Origin of the sequence: Microbacterium sp. CGR2, from assembly GCF_003626735.1 — a bacterium.
Taxonomy (GTDB): Bacteria; Actinomycetota; Actinomycetes; order Actinomycetales; family Microbacteriaceae; genus Microbacterium.
On the sequence record NZ_RBHX01000001.1, the window covers coordinates 3,630,637 to 3,649,195 of the forward strand.

Genomic DNA, 18,559 nt, shown 5'->3' on the forward strand with positions numbered 1-18,559 from the left:
CCCGCACGACCGGATACGGGGCGATCGCTTGTGAAGGAGCCCACCCATGCTTGCCATTCTCGACACTCTCACCACCATCGTCGCGGTGCTGCCCGCGAATGTGAACATCACCCCGAACGACTCCGGACTCCCCGGCATCGCCGCGCTGCGCACGGTGGTGGGTGCGGTGATGACGATCGGGCTGATCCTGTCCGTCCTCGCCCTCACCATCTCCGCGATCGTGTGGGGCTTCGGCTCCAACAGCAGCAACCCGCATCTGGCGTCGCGGGGAAAGGTCGGGGTGCTGATCTCCTGCGGGGCGGCGATCATCACCGGCGCATCGGTGACGCTGATCAACTTCTTCTGGAACGTCGGCCAGACCGTCTCCTAACCCACCACCATCTCGACCCGTAGAAGGGAGGGGTGTTGTGGCTGGTATCTGTGACGTCCCCATCATCAGCAACGTCTGCGACGCCGTCGGCGAAGGCGCAGCCACCCTCGTCGCTGCACCATTCGACTGGCTCGCCCAAGCAATCGGAGCAGCTGCGTCCTGGATCTTCCAAGGCGTCTGGGCGCTATTCGACTCCACCACCCTGGTCGACATCACCGGGGCCGGGTATGTCGGCGTGTACAACGTGATCTTTGGGATCGCGATTTTCGTCATGTTGATCTTCTTCTGCCTGCAACTCATCACCGGCCTCATCCGCCGCGACCCCACCGCCCTCTCCCGCGCCGCCCTCGGCTTAGCGAAGTCGGTGCTCGGGTCGTTCCTGGTCATCACGTTGACGGCAACACTGCTCGAGATCGTCGATCAACTGTCGATTGGGATCATCCAGGCCACCGGAACGACGTTGGAGGAGATGGGCGGGAAGATCGGGGTCCTCGTCGCCGGGCTCACCGCGATCAACCTCACCGCCCCCGGAGCCGGCGCGATCATCACCATCTTCCTGTCCTTCCTCGCGATCTGCGCGGCAGCGATCGTCTGGTTCTCGCTACTCATCCGCAAGGCCCTAATCCTGGTCGCCGTCGTGATGGCACCCATCGCCCTATCGGGAGCGAGTTGGGATGCGACGAAGGGCTGGTTCGGGAAATGGGCGTCGTTCGTGCTCGCGCTGATCTTCTCCAAACTCGTCATCGTCGTGGTGTTCCTCGTAGCGATCAATCAGGTCAACGCGCCGATCGATATGGACCTCAGTTCGATTGCGGATCCGATCGCGGGGATCGTGCTGATGTTCATCGCCGCGTTCGCTCCCTACATGGTCTACAAGTTCATCTCCTTCGTCGGCTTCGACATGTACCACGTCATGAGTGCGGAGCAGGAGTCGAAGCAGGCCATGAACCGGCCCATGCCGCTCCCCGGGAAGCCCGACGGTGGCGGGCCGCAGAAGATCCTCGACGGCGGGGACGGCGGCAAGAACGATGGTGGTGGAGGGAATCCTCCGCCCCCTCCAGGGGGTGGGCCCAAAGCCCCACCGGGCGGTGGAGGTGGTGCCGGAGCGGCAGGGAGCAGCGCAGGCGGTAGTGCTGCCGGAGGTGGTGCAGGCGCGGGAGCCGGGGCGGGCGCTGCAGCGGCAGGTCCGGTCGGGATCGCCGCAGTCGCCGGAGCGAAGATCGCCAAGGGCGCAGCGGAGGCCGGCCCGAAGCTCGGCGACGCGATCGGACGCGCCGCCGACGGCCACGCCGGAGCCGCCAGTGAGGGGCATTCCGTGCCACCACCACCTGACCAGTCAGTCCCGCCCACCCAGCCCACCACACCGGCGCCGAGCGCGCCTGCGCCGAAGCCGCAAACCCCGCCCGCGAAGAACGGTGGCGGGCAGGTGCCACCGCCGCCGAAGCCCACACCAAAGACCTGACCGGAGAGATCCACCACTGAAAGGAGGCGACATTCCGTCGTCTGGGCGGCGGCCCGCGAACAACACACCCCGAGTGGTCAGAAGCGACCCGACCCCCGGGAGTGGTTCACGGGCCACCGCCCACTGTGGTGTCCGTACCTGACCGGCGACCCCGATCCGTTCGCCTGTTCAGGAGCACACTATGGCCAGCACTGCGTCCACCCGCACCGAGTTCGAGCTGTCAGTGGTGAAGTTCTCCCGCCTCACCCGGCGAGGCATCATCCTCGGACTCTCCCTCCCACAAGTCATCGCCCTCTCCGTCGCGGTCGCCGTGTTCATCGTCTCCCTCTACACCGGAGGCCCGGCCGCGTTGTACACGTCCCCGATATGGGGTACCGGCACTGCCCTCGCCTGGGTACCGGTCGGTGGGCGGAAGCTCGTCGATTGGATTCCCATCGCCCTCCACTGGGTGCTCCGGCAGGCGCTCCGCCAGACGAGGTATCGACGTCGGATTGTGAAGCCACGCCCTGCGGGGACTCTCGCGCTGCCTGGAGATGCGGCGCCGTTGCGTCAGTACGAGGACCCCGAGAGCGGGGCGGTGATGGTGCATGACCCGCACGGGCAGACCCTGACGGCGTTGGTGGAGGTGACCCATCCCTCGTTCATTCTGTTGGATCCGGGTGAGCAGGAGCGGCGCGTTCGCGCCTGGGGCCGTGTACTGTCTACCGCGTGCCGGTCCACCAGGATCGCCCGCCTCCAAGTCCTCGAGCGCACCGTCCCCGACTCCGGGTCGGGGCTCGCGCAGTGGTGGGCTGAGCACGGCAACGACGACGACTCCTGGGTCGCGAAGACGTACCGGGAGCTCATCGACCGGGCAGGCCCTGCCGGGGAACGCCACATCTCGACCATCTCCCTGAGCCTGGACATGCGGGCCGCGTCCCGCGCCATCCGCACTGCCGGCGGTGGCCCCAAAGGTGCCGCGGTGGTGCTCAAGCAGGAGATGGAGACCCTCACCACCGCGCTCCGCACCGCAGACCTGAAACCCTCCGATTGGTACACGCCAGGACAGCTCGCCATCATGCTCCGCTCCGCCTACGACCCCGCCATCGCCGCGACCCTGGAACGGTCCGGGGAGATCGGGCAGGACCTCGCCACCGCGGGCCCGGTCGCGGTCGAAGAGACCTGGGACCAGCTGCGGTCGGACTCCGCGCATCATGCGGTGTTGTGGATCAGTGAGTGGCCGCGCTCACTCGTCTACCCAGGCTTCCTCGCCCCCGTGCTCCTGAGCTCAGGGATCCGGCGGGCGTTCACGCTGTTGTGCGATCCGATCCGTTCTGATCAGGCGGCGCGGGATATCCGGAAGAAGAAGACCGAGTACATCAGTGATGCGGCGCAACGGCAAAAGGTCGGGCAGATCGAAGACGCCCAACAATCCGCCGAATACCAAGACGTGCTGCAACAGGAAGCCGACCTCACCAGCGGCCACGGAGTCCTGCGCTACACCGGACTCCTCGCCGTCTCCGCACCCACCACCGATGAGCTCGAAGCTGCGGTATCGGCGATCGAACAGGCGGCGATCCAGGCGTCGTGCGAAACCAGGCGGCTGGTCGGGCAGCAGGCACAGGCGTTCGTCGCGGCAGCGCTGCCGCTGTGCCGAGGCATCTGAGACATGAGGCGTACCTGACGGGTGTCACTGCACACTCCGTCGGAAGGCCACCCCTCATGGAACAGCACACCAGCCCGAAGAAGCTCTACTCCACCGTCCTCGTCGAAGACGGCACCGGCCGGAAAAACCGCAAGACCCGGGAACGTGCCGCCCGGCAAGTCATCGCCCGCGAGCACGCCGAGCAACGCGCCGCCGAGAAGGCGAAACTCGCCGCGGAACGGGCAGAAGCACGCTCGACGAACTACCTCCCCCGGAGCGGCGAGCCAGGTCCCGCGGGATTGCGGTCGTATCGGGGGTTTCGGGTACCCGCGCATCAGGACACCTCAGCCGCGCTGCAGGGCGCGTACCCGTTCCTCGCCGAAGGAGGCCTCGGCTCCCAAGGAGTGTTCGTCGGGCAGGACATGTACTCCGGCGGATCCTTCGTCTACGACCCGTGGGTGCTGTACCAACGAGGCATCATCACCGCCCCCAACCTCGTCCTCGCCGGCATCGTCGGCAGCGGGAAGTCGTCGCTGGCCAAGTCGCTCTACACCCGCAGCATCCCGTTCGGGCGTCGCGTGTACGTCCCCGGCGATCCAAAGGGTGAGCACACGGCGGTTGCGGAGGCAGTGGGTGGGAAAGCGATCGTCCTCGGGCATGGCCTCTCGAACCGTCTCAATCCGCTCGACGAGGGCTACCGGCCCGGCGGGCTCTCCGACGCCGAATGGGCGTCCACAGTTGCGTCGCGTCGCCGTGACCTGATCGGTGCCCTTGCCGAGACGGTGTTGGAGCGGTCGTTGTCGCCGCTGGAGCACACGGTCATCGATATCGCCCTCCAGGCCGTGGTCGCCAGTAACGATGTGCCGATCCTGCCGATGGTCGTTGACCGCATCCTCACTCCCGACCCCACAGATGACGACCGCCTTGCCGAGGACGGCCGCATGGTCGGGCACGCCCTGCGCCGTCTCGTCTCCGGCGACCTCCAAGGCCTGTTCGACGGACCATCGACCGTGACGTTCGACCCGACGTTGCCGATGATCACCCTCGACCTGTCCCGCGTCGTCGAAAACTCCACATTGATCTCGGTGCTGATGACGTGCTCGTCCGCGTGGATGGAATCCGCACTGCTGGACCCGAACGGTGGGCAACGCTGGGTTGTCTATGACGAGGCGTGGCGGCTCATGTCCCACCCGGCGTTGTTGAAGCGGATGGACGCGCACTGGCGGCTCGCCCGCCACTACGGGATCGCGAACCTGCTCATCTTCCACAAGCTCACCGACCTCGACAACGTCGGCGACCACGGCTCCGCCATGCGATCCCTCGCCAACAGCCTGCTGGCCAATGCGGAGTCGCGGATCATCTACCGACAAGAGTCCGATCAGATCGGCACCACAGGGAAGACCCTCGGCCTCACCGGCACCGAGCAGAAACTCCTCCCATCCTTGGGGACCGGACAGGGGCTGTGGCGGATCAAAGAATCGTCATACGTCGTCCAGCATCAGTTGCACCCTGATGAGCTGCGGGCCTTCGATACCACCCAAAGAATGACCCAGAATCCCCGCGAGTTCACGAATCCTGAGCGCTCCGGAAACCTGTCTGGAGCGTAGACGGACCCGTCCCAGAGCACCAGGGGTCGGGTGGTTCGAGCGGGGTGTCGGAGGAGGAGCTGGTGCGGAACATGATGACCCTCGATGACGGGTTGCATCGGATCGAGCAGCAATCCCAGGATCAGTTGATCCTGTTGTATGAGGATCCGGAGACGTTCGGAGCTGGGCATTTCGTGCTGTATCCCTTGCACGGGCCTTCGCCGCGGTTCGCGATCGAGGAGCAGTACCCGGCCGGAGTCGGCTGGGCCGATGAAGACCGTGTTCCGGTGTCTTGGACGTGGGCATCCGAAGCTCGGCTTCCACAGCCGGATGGGAGCTGGCCGTGGGTGACGCTTTCCGAGGGTGAAGTCGTCTCCGCCGACTACGAGACGCTGCTGCACATCACCGGTGGGTGGGCGGATGCGCTGTGCGAGCTCATTGCCCGGGAGGAAGCCCTCACCACCGACCCCGTCGCAGACGACGGGGTGGGGCGTTCGGGGCCGGGTCGCACCTTCCTGGCATGACCCTTCGACGCCGTCGCCAGAACAGCACCCAGACACACCCCGTGGCCCCGAAATCGAGGTTGGTGGTGCCTGCGGTGCTGCCGCAGATTCTCCTCGAAGCCGTGAACGCGGACACTCTCGTCGTGACCGTGAACGGTAACCGCCTTTCCGCTACCCCGATCCGCCGAGACGAGATCACAGCCACGGTGACGGAGCTCGTCGGGCGCTTCGGCTCACCAACCCGGGTGGAGGTGCGAGAGATGGACGGCAGCGTCCACGCAGACATCCTCACGCCACCTGCGTCTGAGCCGCGGTCGCTGTTCGCTCCACCAGAAGACGCCGCACTCGCACTGGTAGCACTGCCGAGCCTTCTGGAGTTCACCGCGGACGGGTTCGTCCCCGGTGAAGACGTCGCCCTCGCCCTGATCCTCCGCCACAGCTCGGCTGGCCCGACCGGTGCCGCCCGCGCGCTCGTCGACTGCGGCGAGATCCCTCGCGTGAGGGGTGAGGTGATCTTGCTGGGGCGAATCTCTGGCACCGCCTCGGTGCAGCGCATCGACTGACCGTCCGCTTGTCCGCTCGTCGTCGTACCTGTTGTCCTGACCCCGCGCATGTGCCTTGTGCGGGATCAGAAAGGTGCCGACATGTCTGGTCCTGTGCAGGCGAAACCCGCCAACGACCTCTTCATCAACCTCGCCCTCGGAGCCCTCATCACCGCCGCCGTGTTCACCGGGATACTAAGGGTCGCGGGCTCCGTGACCGCATTCCTCACCGGCCTGCCCGAACCGTCCGGCAGTTTCACCTCTGGGATGAGTGTCCTTGCCACTCCAACGGACCCCGGGGCGGCGCTTGGCGCGGAAGGCTTGAACCCGTTCGTCTACTGGGCAGTCGTCGCCGTGGTTCTTGGCGTGCTCGGAACATCGGGCCTCTTCGTGGTTCGGGCGGTTCACCGTTCCCGGTCGAAATCAGACCCGCACCGGCTCGCCGGGACCGCCACTGCCGCCGAGGTCGCCCGGGTCGTCTCACCGAAGACCCTGGTGAAGAAGGCTGCGACGTTGCGGCCCTCGCTCACCGGAACGCCCGCCCCGGAAGACGTGGGGTATCTGCTCGGTACCGGGAAAGGCGGGCAGATCTGGGCGACCGTCGAAGACTCGATCCTACTGATCGGCCCGCCCCGCTCGGGGAAAGGGCTGCATGTGGTGATCAACGCGATCCTCGACGCCCCCGGAGCCGTCATCACCACCAGCACCCGTCCGGACAACCTCACCGCGACCTTGAAAGCGCGCGCGAAGAAGGGGAAGGTCGCGGTGTTCGACCCGCAGCAGCTCGCCCCGGGGCTCCCGGCGGGGATGCGGTGGTCACCGGTGCGTGGCTGCCAGGACCCGCTCACGGCGATGATCCGCGCGAAAGGCCTCGCCACCGCCACAGGGTTCGGTGGCGTCCAGGACGCAGGGTTTTGGGAAGGGAAGACGACCGCCGCGATCCAAGCCCTTCTCCATGCCGCCGCTCTCGACGGTAGGGATGCGAAGACCCTGTACCAGTGGGCGCTGAACCCGACTCTGGCTGCCGACGCCGTCCGTATCCTCTCCTCGCATTCGGGAGCTGCAGAAGGGTGGGCGGACAGTTTGGATGCGATGGTGCAAGCCGACCCCCGCACGCGCGACTCGATCTGGCAGGGCGTGTCCCTCGCGTTCTCTGCCCTCGCCGACCCTCGCGTTCTGGACGCCGTCTCCCCAGGGCCGGGTGAGGAGTTCGATCCGGAGGAGTTTCTCCTCGGCAACGGCACCCTCTACTTCCTGGCGACCGGTGCCGGCGCCGGGGCGTCGTCGGCGTTGGTGGCGGCGTTCATTGAAGATCTCGTTGAAACTGCCCGGAAGATAGCTGCACGCTCGCCTGGCGCACGCATGGATCCGCCTTTGTTGCTGGCGTTGGATGAGATTGGGAACCTTGCCCCGCTGCCGTCGCTGCCGACGTTGATGGCGGAAGGTGGCGGCACCGGCATCACCCCACTCCCGGTGTTGCAGTCCCTTGCCCAGGCGCGGGAGAAGTGGGGTGAGAATCAGGCGAACGCGATCTGGGACGCCTCCATCGTGAAAATCATCCTCGGCGGAGCCTCCAACAGTCGAGACCTGCAAGACCTCTCCACGCTAATCGGCGACCGCGACGAAACCACCGACAGCATGACGACGGACGCGTATGGGGCGCACTCATCGCAACGGTCGATCCGACGGGTCCCGATCCTCCCACCCGACATGTTGCGCACGCTCCCCTTCGGGACGGGTGTGGTGATGCTCCGCACCGCCCGCCCCATCATCACGAACCTGCGCCCGTGGCCATCCCGGGCGGATGCGAAACAGCTCCGGACGGACCGGGGCGAGGTCGAGGAGCTGCTCCAGGGCGGTGCCCGGTAGCACCCGGCGTGTAGGTCGGGGGCGTGGTCGTACCTGTCTGGTGAGCCCGCGGCTGCGGGATTGACATGGACATGTTGGGAGATATCACGATGACTATTCGCACGAAGGAATCCCTGTCGGGGTTTGTCGCGTCCGACCCGGAGCTGACGTTCACCAGCAAGGGCGATGCCCGCCTCTATGCCCGGATCGGGCAGCCCCAGGCACGGGTCGAAGACGACGGGACGTTCACCCCGTTGGAGCCGACGTTCACGGACTTGGTGATGTTCCGGCGCTCCGCGGAGCTCGCGCATGAGCAGTTCCAGAAGGGTGACAACTTCCTCGCCGAGGGCGAGACCCGCACCTACACGGGCAGCGACGGCACCGAACGTGAGCAGTTCGTCGCGTCCCGGATCGGACACGACAACAACATCACCCGCTACGCCGTCGACCGCACCCCGCCTGAACGAGAAACCCCGCAGCAGGAGACCCCGGTGCGCGAACAGGTGCAGCAGGCCCTCGCCGACCGCGAAGCACAGCTCGACCCGGAACCACCCGCCGCGACCCGCGCTGCGTCCGTGCAGCGCGACGTGGTCGCCCGATAAGCCGCGGGTGCGGCGACCAGCCACCCCACCACCACCTCCGTCTGGTCGCCGCACCCGCCTCCTTCCTTCGCCGCATCCTTCGCGGCTCTCCTTCTTCGCCTCGCCAGGTTCCGGGAGTTTTCTGATGACCACCAACAGCCCCACCCCACCCGATCTGCCCGACGCGGGTTCGACCGTGTCGGAGCCTGACTTCGATGGGATTGATCTGTCCGGGCTCCCCGCAGACGTCGCTGAGAAAGCGAAGAAGTTCGCGAAGCAAACGTTCCAGGCGGACCTGGCGAAGTCGCTCACCGCGGTGGCACGCCCTATCAACTGGCGCACCCTCCCACCCACCGACCTCGAGCACGAGCTTCTCGAGCTGAACGGATGGGTCGACTGGCTCCGCCACACCTACGGCCTCCCCGCCCAAGTTGTCCCGCCGATGTGGCATCGCCACCCCGAGCTCCTCTGGGAGCTGTCCGCCCTGCGCCAGCACTGGCTGTTCTGCTTCGACCCGCAAGCCAAAGGCAACCAGGCACTCGCCTGGCACCACGATTTCAGCGTCGCCCGCGAACGATTGCGGGACTGGGTCACGATCTCCGGCACCCGCCTGGACCGCGACCGCCCCACCCGCATCACAGTGTGGCCAGGAGGCGAAGCCGAAGACTGGACAGAACCCGACACCACCGAACGCGCCGTCGCGAAGCGCACGGACGATTTCCTCGCGTTCGTCGAGGAGCAGGTCAAGGCCCGGATTGCGGAGCAGGACGCGACGATCCGGGAAATCGTGAAGATCGATTGGAGCGAGCAGTCATGACCGAACAGACCGGTGACGTCCTCGTTTCACCGTTGCGGGACAGCCGGGAGATCGCGGCGTTCCTGCGGGTGTCGGAATCGACGCTGTCGAGGTGGCGGGCCGAGAAGAAAGGGCCCCCGTTCATCCGGATCGGTGGGGTGACGAGGTACCGCATCGAACAGGTCGAGCACTGGCTCGCCTCCCTCGGCACCGATGAGCACGCCTGAACCGACCGCGCCTCTGCCGGTGCCGCCGATCGGGGTGAAGGTCACCACCGACCTTGAACACCGTGCCTCGGGGATCCGTGCTCGTGCCCGCTGGATCGACCCCCACACCCGCAAACGGGTCACCCGCGCCCTCGTCGTCCCCGACGAGGACGCCGCGGACGAGTTCTTTCAATACCTGCAGGCCTCCGCCGAACTGGGGATCGACAAACGCATCCTGTTCTCCGACTATGTCGAGATGATCGGCGACCGGTGGCAGCGGGGCCTGGACCCGACGTCCACCGTCGACGGCTACAAGCTCGGACTCCGCCTCCGCGTCCTCCCCGCCCTCGGGCACCTGCCACTGTCGCAGATCACGGCCGGGATGATCGATCGCACCATCGACCAGTGGGAAACCCAGCACTCGGCGTCGACCATCAAGAACACCATCGCGCCTCTCGTCCGCGTCCTCGACGAAGCCGTCCGCGACGACCTCCTGCTCAGCAACCCCGCCCGCAACCGGTCCCGACGCTCGCTCGGGAAATCGGCCCTCAACCTGAACGAGGATGACCAGTCACCGCGCCTGCACGCGCTCAAGGATCTCGCGGCCCTCACGACGTTGGCGGATCGGTGTGGGGCGGTGCATCAGAGCTATTCCGACTTCGTGATGCTCTGCGCGCTCCTCGCGGCCCGCGGCTCCGAGATCTCCGGCCTCCAAGTCGGCGACATCGACTGGGACCAACGGATCGTCACGATCCGCCGCCAAACCTACCCAGGCGCAGGCGGGCTCGTCACCAAACGAACCAAGGGACGAGACATCCGGCACGTCCCCATCCTGCAAGCGCTCGCCCCCGTGCTTGAGCGCCTCACCGCAGACCGTGAGCCTGACGAACGGCTACTGACCGGACCCCGCGGTGGCGTGCTCACTACCGCCTCCGTGCGGGACGCGACGAAATGGGATCAGCTCGTCACCGATCTTGAACTGACGAGCCTCACCCGGCACGGCCTCCGTCACACCGGAGCAACCTGGCTCGCCGACGCCGGCATCCCCCTCCACGTCCTCCAAGGCATCCTCGGCCACAAATCCATCGAGACCACCCGCGGCTACTTGCACCCGGACACCAGGCACCTCACCGACGCCGCCGCCCGCGCGAACGCGTTCCTCAACGAACAAGAAAATCCCCACTCCGCGACACCGCGCCTCTCTCCCCGAGCGGGATCAATGGCCCGCGCCGAGCACCGTAGATGGACGTAGCAACGCCATGAATGCAAACGCCCTGTCACCCGACGCGCCCTTCGTACAGCTGATGCGCGCCGTCTCTTCCGATGCGGACATGAACTCAACGTCGAACTCGTTCGGCTGGTAGGCAGTGTCGAAACGACCCATGTCGACGACAATGCATCATCCTCGTTGGTGCCCATGCGGCCCGCGTCGACCAGCCGGCGCGGAGGCCAACCGCGCGTTCCTGGGTGGACCCGGGCCCTATAGCGCGCGGGGTGAGCCGTCTCACAGGACGATTCCCCGGAGCAGCGTCACGCTCAATGCAATCACTCGCCCGGAGCGAGGCGCGGTTTCAGGATCGGTCCGTTAGACAAGTGGACTCGCCTGCTGACCCGTGCCGTCCGTCTCGCGATGGACGGGAGCGTCTCAGAGTTCGGAAATGTCCACCCCGCGGGGGATCTCATCGGAGCGGCTATGCGATCGGATGGAGTCATGCCCAGTCACGCAGAGAATGCTTGGTCCGAGAACGATGAGACGGTGCTCAGGATCGTCCAGACGCTCATTGAGGTCAAGGTCGCGGTTCATGCCCTCGGCGAGAACCTCCCGGCGTCCGAGCGTGCGTTACAGCGCTGCCTCACGATTGACTCCCTCGATCAGACGATCGAGTACGCGCGTCAGCACTATCTAATCCCCAGAGGCATCGACGTCAGCATGTAGGGCAGAGCAGTCGTCGCGTGAGAGGAAAGCGCGCCGACTCCGCCGCGCTGCGTCGATCGGATGGATGGCCCGATGCGCCGTCGTCTCGTGTTCCCCAATGCAACCTGCTCGGTTAAGCGAGAGGTGGCCCAGCGACTCGAGGACTTGGTCGGAGAGCGGTCCACGAGCGGCGGCAAACCTGGTGATCGCGCTCCGGAGGTCCGCGACGGGCTCCTGGAGTCTAGTGTCAAGCAGCTCGAGCAGCGAGCATTCGCCATCCCAGCGCTTAGCGAGGGTGCTGAGTCGAGAGCGGAACGTCTTGAGCCTGGCGCGCTCGCCGTCGCTCGGTTCACCGAGGTCCCGTCTTCGTTCACTCAACCGCTGGTATTCCCAGAGGAGAGCGGCATGGCAGAGCATGTCGCCTTCTGAGTCGTGGTGGAGGCCCGGCAGCGTGGCGGTTGCGAGGGCGAGACGAGCGTCCGCCCCGAAAACGCTGAAGAGTTCTTCCGCACCCCGGTCGGCCACCTCGTATCGCTGTAGTTCGGGGTAGTACGGCTCGATCACGAACCGGCGGACGATCGGAACTTCGTCTGCGATTTCCGCGCCCAGCTCGTAGAGTTCCTGTGCTGCGTCTGCTGACCGCTGCCTACGACACCTCACTCGCAGGTGGCTGTCCGGGTCTTTGTAGCGCAGGAAGAATGCCGGGCTGTCGGCAGCCCATTTCTCGCTGAACCACGTGCCCAGACGACCGCGGAGTAGGGAGTTGTGAGCAGTCGACGGTGCATAAAGCTTCAACGTGGCCCATCCAGGCGCTGCCTGCGTCTTCGCCGATGCAGGTGAACCTGGAGTGGATCGGACTGCGGGTTGGGCAGTGCTCTCCGCTCGGATGGCAGGTATGTGAGTGAGAACGATCTCGCTCACATACCGTCGCGAACCCGCGTCGCGCGCCAGCGGGTGAACGCCGTCAACGAAGGCCTCCGAAAGGGCCAGGCTCGAGCGCCGGGCAAGGCTCGCGAGATAGCTGCGCCCTGCAGATGATCTGGAGTCGACGACCACCTTGCGATCGCCATCTTGGACTGTGAGATAGCGCGGCAGTCCGTTCAGCCGTCCCCATTCAGTGAAGTCATCGGAGGTGCGAACTGACTTCGGAACTCGCCACTGCGCCGCGGCGACGATGTCCTCTCCGAAGCGAACACGCGGCATCGATGACTGGTTGGTGGCCGCTACGCCCCAATCGAAGGCGGAAACCTGTCGGACGTGTTGCTGATGCAGGGCGGCGAGAAATTCGTATGCCGGGTGGAGAAGCGCAGGATTGTAAGCAGAGAAGTGAAGAGGAAGCACGCGCTCTCCGCTTCGTCCATCGACCGCCCTCAAATGCACACCATCGAATTCGACGAGAAGGTCCGCGAGTTCGATCTGACGTGCGCCGCCCCCTGCCCCGACGACGATCTCGCGAGAGAGTTCTCGGGGGCGTGCGACGAGATCCAGGTGCTCGCCGAGCTGTGGAACCACCGAAAGGTCTGCGACCCTGTGACCCAGTCGCTTCCACCAACGTTCGATGGCCTGGCCAGCTGTGACTGTGCTTGAATCCTGCCCGAGCATGAGTCGAGCACTTGTGGTCCTCGCTTGGCGGAACGCGGTAGCCGGTAGGTACCAAAGGGGGCGCCCGTCGGAGTCCTCAAGCGGTTCGAGTACAACATCGAGCGGCATTGTCGCCTCGGTGCCATCCCATTCCGAAGCTGCACGAAACCGGTCGATCCATTCCCTGGTGAGGTGCGCTTCGCCATTGACCGCGGTCGCGGAGAACCTCGCTAGCTCCGCGACGAGTTCGCGTTCTGAGGTCTGGAGGTGGCGAGCACGGAAGGCCGCATCGTAGGCACCGATGCCGCGTGGGGCGACCACCTCACGTAGGGGTATCAGTTCGTCAGGGCCGAAACGCTCGACGAACCGGTCGGTGTAGGCGCCCAGTGCCTTCTGGTCGCCTGTCGCAGACCTGTAGTCGAGCGCCTCGATGAGCCCCGAAGCCCGGTCGGCCATCTGCCAGGAAAGCCGCAGCGGGACCGTATGAACCAAGGAAGGCACCGGGCTGGTGGGAACGATCTGCGTGGCGTTCCGTGCATCCACCAGGAACCCCTGGTCGCAGAGGTCGTCTACAGCGGCACGCACCCGCTCAGAGCTCGACGATGGAAACAAGCCGACAAGATGGGAGACCAGGTCTGCGACACTCCTCGGCGAAGAGGCGTGCCGTGCGACTTCTTCGATCACGCGTGTCCTCGGCACGCTCACGCTCTCCCTTGCCGATCGTCCCGCGGTAGACACCGTCTTCTCGACCCAGATCCGTTCCGCGCTTTCCAGAGCGAAAGGGGACCAGCGGAGCATAGGAACCAACTGCTCACCCACCACCGGTGCGCGTCGCAGCGGAGGCGCAGTGACAAGCTGAGTTGGCTCATCGGTGACCCTCCCTGCGTCGACGCCGGAGGCTTCCCCCAAAGGGGTCGCTCGCGAGATCGAACGTGCGAGCCACATTCGCACGGCGCGTATCTGAGCGGGATCTGGCTTCTCCGGCACTTCGACACCAACGCTGTCAGCCACGCGACTGAACCACGGCTCCTGGGCCAACGAAAGCATGGTCTCTTCGGAAGTCCAGACAGAAGGAAGATCAGCCACACTGCCGGCAGCCCTACGCATCAGGAAGACGTCATGGATCACGCGACACTCCTACCCGGGACACCAAGCAGCAGCTCCACGAGACGTTGCGCCTGAGCGCTGTTTGAAAGACACAGAGCTACCAGCGCGCCGGTGACACCTGAGGCCAGCTCGATGTTCGTGTCGGGCTTGACCTCGAATTGTTCGACCTCAACCATGAGCCTGGTCGTCAGCGACCGGAACATGGCGTCGGCATCGGCGTTATCCATGTGGTTGGCGAACGCACCTGCCATTGCCACGGAGCCACCGAGCCCGTGACAGAGCGAGAGTGGGTCCTTCTCAGGCGTACCCGCATCCATCCCGTACCGAAACAGATCCCAGGCCAATTTGAGCAGTTCGGTGTCATCCGTCTCGATCGCGGTGCGGAGAACTGCAATCGAAACACCTGCATGTCCGGCGCACCAACTCGAGGGCACCCATTTCAACGGACCACCGCTGGTCTGATAGCTCAACTCAACGATCCGTCGAGCCGCCTGCGGAAGCGCTGGGTCGGCTGGGGCCAGGGACGCCAGAGCGGAAAGGGTGCCGGCCAGACCGTGCGCGTAGCTAAGCGGCCGCATGTCCTGAGGCGGCTCAATCGTCAACCGCTCGAGACCGTTCGTCAAAGTCAATCGCAGTGTTTCAGCGACGGAAACAGAAGGTGGAAGCTCCTCAGTGATGCATGAGATGAGCGATACCCGGCAGGCCTGCAACCCAGTCGGCCGGGAGGCTCCTATCCCATCCTTCTAGCGACGTAGTGCGAGCACGAGCGACTGATTCAAGTCCGGCCGCACTTGGTGCGACAGCGCTCACGATTCGAGCGGCGATGAGGAGCCCCGAGGACCCAATGAAAAGACCCGGACCTCGCACGGGGATCTCCCTGCCCTTCTCGAGGCCAGCCCGCAACAGAGTTGAAGCGACATCCGCATCCGCCGTGACCACGGCATGCATGCACGCAAGGCCGGGGAGACCACGACCAAGCGTGACTGGTTCGTAAGACCCGCCTTCGCGAGAAGAAGTAGCCACCAGCATTTGCAAGGCGTCACCGGCATCGCTCAGATCCACCGTCTTCGCTCGCGCAACATCGGCTGCGCTCGAGTCAACGAGCCTCATGCGATCAACTTCCTCGTCGCTCCTTACGATCTGCGCTGGCCCATTCAGCGTGAAGAAGCGCCCAGCCGGTCGTGCCCCAGATGCGAGCGGCGACCGGCTGGGCGCTTGTGGTTACGCGCACGAAGGGCGCGTAACGCCGCAGAAGATCGTCGGCAACGTGATACCTGTGCTCGCCTGTGGGCGAAGGTCATCCTCGGTCATCGAGGCGACGTCGAAATCGAACGAGAATTCGTCGACGGCCACCTCTTCGTGCTCAAGAACAGCAGAACCGGTGTTCATTTTTCACCTCCTCTCCGAACAGGTTTGGCAGGGTATGCCCATAACATAACCGTTACGACCAGGCGTGTAAAGTAATGGACGGCGTCGTCTTAAACGGTGGGGCGCCTTCCGTTCGGGCGGTCGGCGTCAGTGTCCTCTCGCGATGTCGCGCAGGCTCAGCCCGCCCGCTGCGCGCGCGCCCAGCGCCCCTCCCCCACTCACGTCGAGTGTTGTGCCAGTCGTTCGTGCTGACGCCTCTGAGAGCAGGAAGGCCACGGCATCAGCAACTGCACGGGACTCTGCAACGCCACCGAGGACGGAGAACGAGGAAAGGTGTTGCTGCACCTCCGTCAACTGGAACGCGGGGTGGCCGTTGTCAGTAAAACCGGGAACGACGGTGTTGATGCGAATGCCACGCTCGGCGAGAGCGGGGGCAGCATGCCGCGCGAACGCCTCGATCGCGGTCTTGCTCATCGCATAGACGATGTCGCTGGGGCTGGCGAAGTGCGCGGCCACTGACGAGACATTCACGATGCTCGAACCCTCCCCCATCCTCTCTGACAGTCGCTGGCCGAGGAAGAACGGGGCACGCACGTTGACGGCGAAGTACTCGTCGAAGTCTTCCGGTCGGGCTTTTCGCAGGCTCGGGCCCAACATGAGCGCGGCATTGTTGACGAGTCCAGCCAGACGCACAGAGCGGTGCTCGGAAAGCGCCGTCGACACGGACGCGATGATCTCTTCGATACCTTCGACGCTCCGGAGATCGCTCCGCACCACATCGAGCACCGAAGGCCCGAGCTCACGCTGGACGCGAATCGCCCGAGAGACGTCGGCCACATGATGAAGGACAAGCTTGTAACCGTCGGTTGCAAGCCTGCGCGCGATCGCCGTCCCGATGCCTCCCGTGCCCCCGGTGACCACCGCTAGCCTGCCCATGGGGTCCGCCATCATGCAGCCTCGAGCAGTCCGAGAATGGACGCCGCGGTTCGATTGAGGGTCTCGGATGTCTCGGCCCAACGCTGCTCATGGACGATGATGGTCAGCTGCCCGAGGGCCGCCGACACGAGAACGTCTGACGCTTCGTCGACCCGTGTCCCCTCCCGCAAAAGGCCCTGCTCCGACGCCCGCGAGAGCTGCATCCGGACGAACCCGAGCCAGGTTCGGTATGGGCTGAGTCGGCGTTCGGGGAAGAACGTCCTCGACTCGAAGGTCATGCGCACCCCTGCTCGAACGCGGAGGTCCTGCTCGATGAGCCCTCCGACGGCAGAGAACGCTGCAACGATGGATTCTAGGGGTGGGACATCATCGATCAACAGCGCTTTCTGCATGTCGTGCATCTTCGAGCGCTCATATTCGAACAGGGCGGTGGCAACCGGGTGCATCTCTTTGAACTCAGGGCTGTTGCGGGCGGCGGGCACGAGATCGACCACGGCTAACATGGCCAGCTGCTCCTGCAGAGAATCATTCGCGGTCGGCACGCTCACCGTGCTTCCCTTTCGATGTATGCCGCTCTGGCATTGGCACTCGCGCCGGCCGTCGCATGCGCGGCGACGTGGACATCGTGGACGACGCCACGTGCAGTCCGATGCACGCGATCACGCGTCAGCTGGGCGAAGGCTCTCAGATGTGTCGGGCCGTGATCAGGAGCCGGTATGCCCGTCATTTGGATGCGTCGCATCCACAGCACCTCGGCGTCCTCCCGCCGAAGCCCAGCGTGGTGATAGGCGATCGCCTGAGTGAGCTGACCGAAGGTCGCTATGTAGTCGATCGCCGTCAACCCCGAATCGAAGTGCCACTCAGCGTCGACGCGCTGGTCGGAGAACTCGATCGCGCTCGGCACAGCGGTCGGGGACTCACGAAGAGAACGCTGAGGCACTGGTTCGGCCGCCTCTCCCCCGCGCGCGGGAACCGGCTCGTCAGCGGCGACGCCAAGGCGGACGTGCATCGTCCCGACGTCGGCCTCGATCGTGACCTGATGGGACGACGCCTGCAATCGTGCGGCGACACTCACGCGTTCGAGATCCGTGGTTGGCTGCCGGCCCGCGCGAAGGTCGAGGCTTCGAACCCATGAACGGCGCAACCAGCGAGTGAGATCGGGTGGCGACGTGTCCATGATCGCGAAACGAGCGAGGGCGACAGCGTCGATAGAGGTCAGGTGCCAATCCGTCGGCTGTTGGGGCAGATGAACGGAATAGGTGACATCGCCGGACGATGAGTCGGACAGAAAAGCGTACTCCGTCTCCCGGTATCTGCCGGCGAAGTATCGATCCCGGGCCGGGCCGAGCAGTTCCTCCCATCGACGCTCTCCGCCTCTGCGTGGCTCGTGTACGGACACTGAACTCGCTACCCCCGCCATGCTAGTTACGTTACATGCCGTTGTGTATTGCTGGGGTGGCGGTGTGCCCCACTAGGACGTGATGGGGTCCGCTGATATCGTCAGCGCATGAGTCAGAACCGTGTCGGACGGCCGCCCCAAGCGGGCATCAGCGTTGCGCTGATCAGCGCTGCGGAAAGCGTCATGACATCACTGGGTTACTCGGCACTCACCGTCGACGCACTGGTGACCGTGGTGGGCACCACGCGTCCGACGTTCTACCGCCGTTATCCCAGCGTTGCACACCTCGCCCTCGAAGTGATCATCAATCGTTTCGGCACCGGGCTGGAAGTCGATAACGGCAACCTGGTGGACGACTTGATCGAGTTGCAAAGGGCGGAATTGGAGATGTTCCGCAGCCACCTCATGCGGCGGAATCTTCCAGGGCTTCTGGAGAGCATCCGGCTCCACCCCGACGTCGCCGAGAGTTATTTCGCGCGCTTCATCGCACCGCGACGGGAGAACGTCCTTCGCGTTCTAGAACTGGCGCGTGCCCGTGGTGAGATCAGCGAGAGCCGCGACGACGATGAGCTCGCCTGCGATCTGCTCCTCGGGCCAATGCTTGCACGTGCGATCGTGCCGACCGGGGTGGGGCTCGATGATGCCCTCGCTGTCAACACCGCGCGAGCTGTCGTCCACCATTTGGCTGCTCAGCACTCACGCGTCGGATGAGCACGCGCACACATCACTCCCCGC

18 protein-coding genes are annotated in these 18,559 nt (G+C 65.2%); 12 read left to right on the plus strand and 6 right to left on the minus strand.

Annotation, left to right across the window (positions count from 1 at the left end; all coding sequences use genetic code 11):
• Nucleotides 1-46 precede the first annotated feature (46 nt).
• The 11 genes from D7252_RS18170 to D7252_RS18220 all read left to right on the plus strand — a co-directional run bounded on the left by D7252_RS18170 (nucleotide 47) and on the right by D7252_RS18220 (nucleotide 10,770).
• A complete protein-coding gene (locus tag D7252_RS18170) occupies nucleotides 47-370 on the plus strand; it encodes a DUF6112 family protein (RefSeq protein WP_120776666.1) in 324 nt (107 codons plus the stop codon).
• Nucleotides 371-407: 37 nt separating this feature from the next.
• Nucleotides 408-1,832 carry a conjugal transfer protein TrbL gene (locus D7252_RS18175; protein ID WP_120776667.1) on the plus strand — a complete coding sequence of 475 codons (1,425 nt, stop codon included), beginning with the start codon at nucleotides 408-410 and terminating at the stop codon, nucleotides 1,830-1,832.
• A gap of 181 nt (nucleotides 1,833-2,013) precedes the next feature.
• Nucleotides 2,014-3,477: an SCO6880 family protein gene (locus D7252_RS18180; RefSeq protein ID WP_120776668.1), complete on the plus strand. Its 1,464-nt coding sequence runs from the start codon at nucleotides 2,014-2,016 to the stop codon at nucleotides 3,475-3,477.
• A gap of 56 nt (nucleotides 3,478-3,533) precedes the next feature.
• A complete protein-coding gene (locus D7252_RS18185) occupies nucleotides 3,534-5,063 on the plus strand; it encodes an ATP-binding protein (protein ID WP_120776669.1) in 1,530 nt (509 codons plus the stop codon).
• Nucleotides 5,064-5,125: 62 nt separating this feature from the next.
• The gene (locus D7252_RS18190; protein ID WP_183055356.1) at nucleotides 5,126-5,566 is read left to right on the plus strand and encodes a hypothetical protein; all 441 of its coding nucleotides are present in this window, start codon (nucleotides 5,126-5,128) and stop codon (nucleotides 5,564-5,566) included.
• Complete coding sequence (locus D7252_RS18195; protein ID WP_147406771.1) at nucleotides 5,563-6,108, plus strand: hypothetical protein; 546 nt, start codon at nucleotides 5,563-5,565, stop codon at nucleotides 6,106-6,108. Before D7252_RS18190 ends, D7252_RS18195 begins: the two co-directional genes overlap by 4 nt.
• Before the next feature lie 81 nt (nucleotides 6,109-6,189).
• A complete protein-coding gene (locus tag D7252_RS18200; RefSeq protein WP_120776672.1) occupies nucleotides 6,190-7,956 on the plus strand; it encodes a TraM recognition domain-containing protein in 1,767 nt (588 codons plus the stop codon).
• Between the two features lie 89 nt (nucleotides 7,957-8,045).
• A complete protein-coding gene (locus D7252_RS18205) occupies nucleotides 8,046-8,537 on the plus strand; it encodes a single-stranded DNA-binding protein (RefSeq protein ID WP_120777059.1) in 492 nt (163 codons plus the stop codon).
• Between the two features lie 124 nt (nucleotides 8,538-8,661).
• The gene (locus D7252_RS18210) at nucleotides 8,662-9,333 is read left to right on the plus strand and encodes a hypothetical protein (protein WP_120776673.1); all 672 of its coding nucleotides are present in this window, start codon (nucleotides 8,662-8,664) and stop codon (nucleotides 9,331-9,333) included.
• Complete coding sequence (locus D7252_RS18215; protein ID WP_120776674.1) at nucleotides 9,330-9,539, plus strand: AlpA family transcriptional regulator; 210 nt, start codon at nucleotides 9,330-9,332, stop codon at nucleotides 9,537-9,539. The genes D7252_RS18210 and D7252_RS18215 overlap by 4 nt, the downstream gene beginning before the upstream one ends.
• Nucleotides 9,526-10,770 carry a site-specific integrase gene (locus D7252_RS18220; RefSeq protein ID WP_120776675.1) on the plus strand — a complete coding sequence of 415 codons (1,245 nt, stop codon included), beginning with the start codon at nucleotides 9,526-9,528 and terminating at the stop codon, nucleotides 10,768-10,770. The genes D7252_RS18215 and D7252_RS18220 overlap by 14 nt, the downstream gene beginning before the upstream one ends.
• A 651-nt stretch (nucleotides 10,771-11,421) precedes the next feature.
• Here D7252_RS18220 and D7252_RS18230 read toward each other — a convergent pair.
• The 6 genes from D7252_RS18230 to D7252_RS18250 form a co-directional block, all read right to left on the minus strand.
• Nucleotides 11,422-14,121, minus strand: a complete 2,700-nt coding sequence (locus D7252_RS18230; RefSeq protein ID WP_308162541.1) for a thiopeptide-type bacteriocin biosynthesis protein — start codon at nucleotides 14,119-14,121, stop codon at nucleotides 11,422-11,424.
• 17 nt (nucleotides 14,122-14,138) lie between these two features.
• Complete coding sequence (locus tag D7252_RS18235; RefSeq protein ID WP_147406772.1) at nucleotides 14,139-14,750, minus strand: lanthionine synthetase LanC family protein; 612 nt, start codon at nucleotides 14,748-14,750, stop codon at nucleotides 14,139-14,141.
• 592 nt (nucleotides 14,751-15,342) lie between these two features.
• Nucleotides 15,343-15,510, minus strand: a complete 168-nt coding sequence (locus D7252_RS20160; RefSeq protein ID WP_183055357.1) for a hypothetical protein — start codon at nucleotides 15,508-15,510, stop codon at nucleotides 15,343-15,345.
• Nucleotides 15,511-15,636: 126 nt separating this feature from the next.
• Nucleotides 15,637-16,437, minus strand: coding sequence for an SDR family NAD(P)-dependent oxidoreductase (locus D7252_RS18240; RefSeq protein ID WP_183055358.1), 801 nt, complete (start codon nucleotides 16,435-16,437; stop codon nucleotides 15,637-15,639).
• A complete protein-coding gene (locus D7252_RS18245) occupies nucleotides 16,437-16,973 on the minus strand; it encodes a hypothetical protein (RefSeq protein ID WP_120776680.1) in 537 nt (178 codons plus the stop codon). The genes D7252_RS18240 and D7252_RS18245 overlap by 1 nt, the downstream gene beginning before the upstream one ends.
• Nucleotides 16,970-17,845: an AvrD family protein gene (locus D7252_RS18250; RefSeq protein ID WP_120776681.1), complete on the minus strand. Its 876-nt coding sequence runs from the start codon at nucleotides 17,843-17,845 to the stop codon at nucleotides 16,970-16,972. Before D7252_RS18250 ends, D7252_RS18245 begins: the two co-directional genes overlap by 4 nt.
• Before the next feature lie 87 nt (nucleotides 17,846-17,932).
• Here D7252_RS18250 and D7252_RS18255 point away from each other — a divergent pair, with 87 nt between their 5' ends.
• Nucleotides 17,933-18,535, plus strand: coding sequence for a TetR/AcrR family transcriptional regulator (locus tag D7252_RS18255; RefSeq protein WP_120776682.1), 603 nt, complete (start codon nucleotides 17,933-17,935; stop codon nucleotides 18,533-18,535).
• Nucleotides 18,536-18,559: the final 24 nt, after the last annotated feature.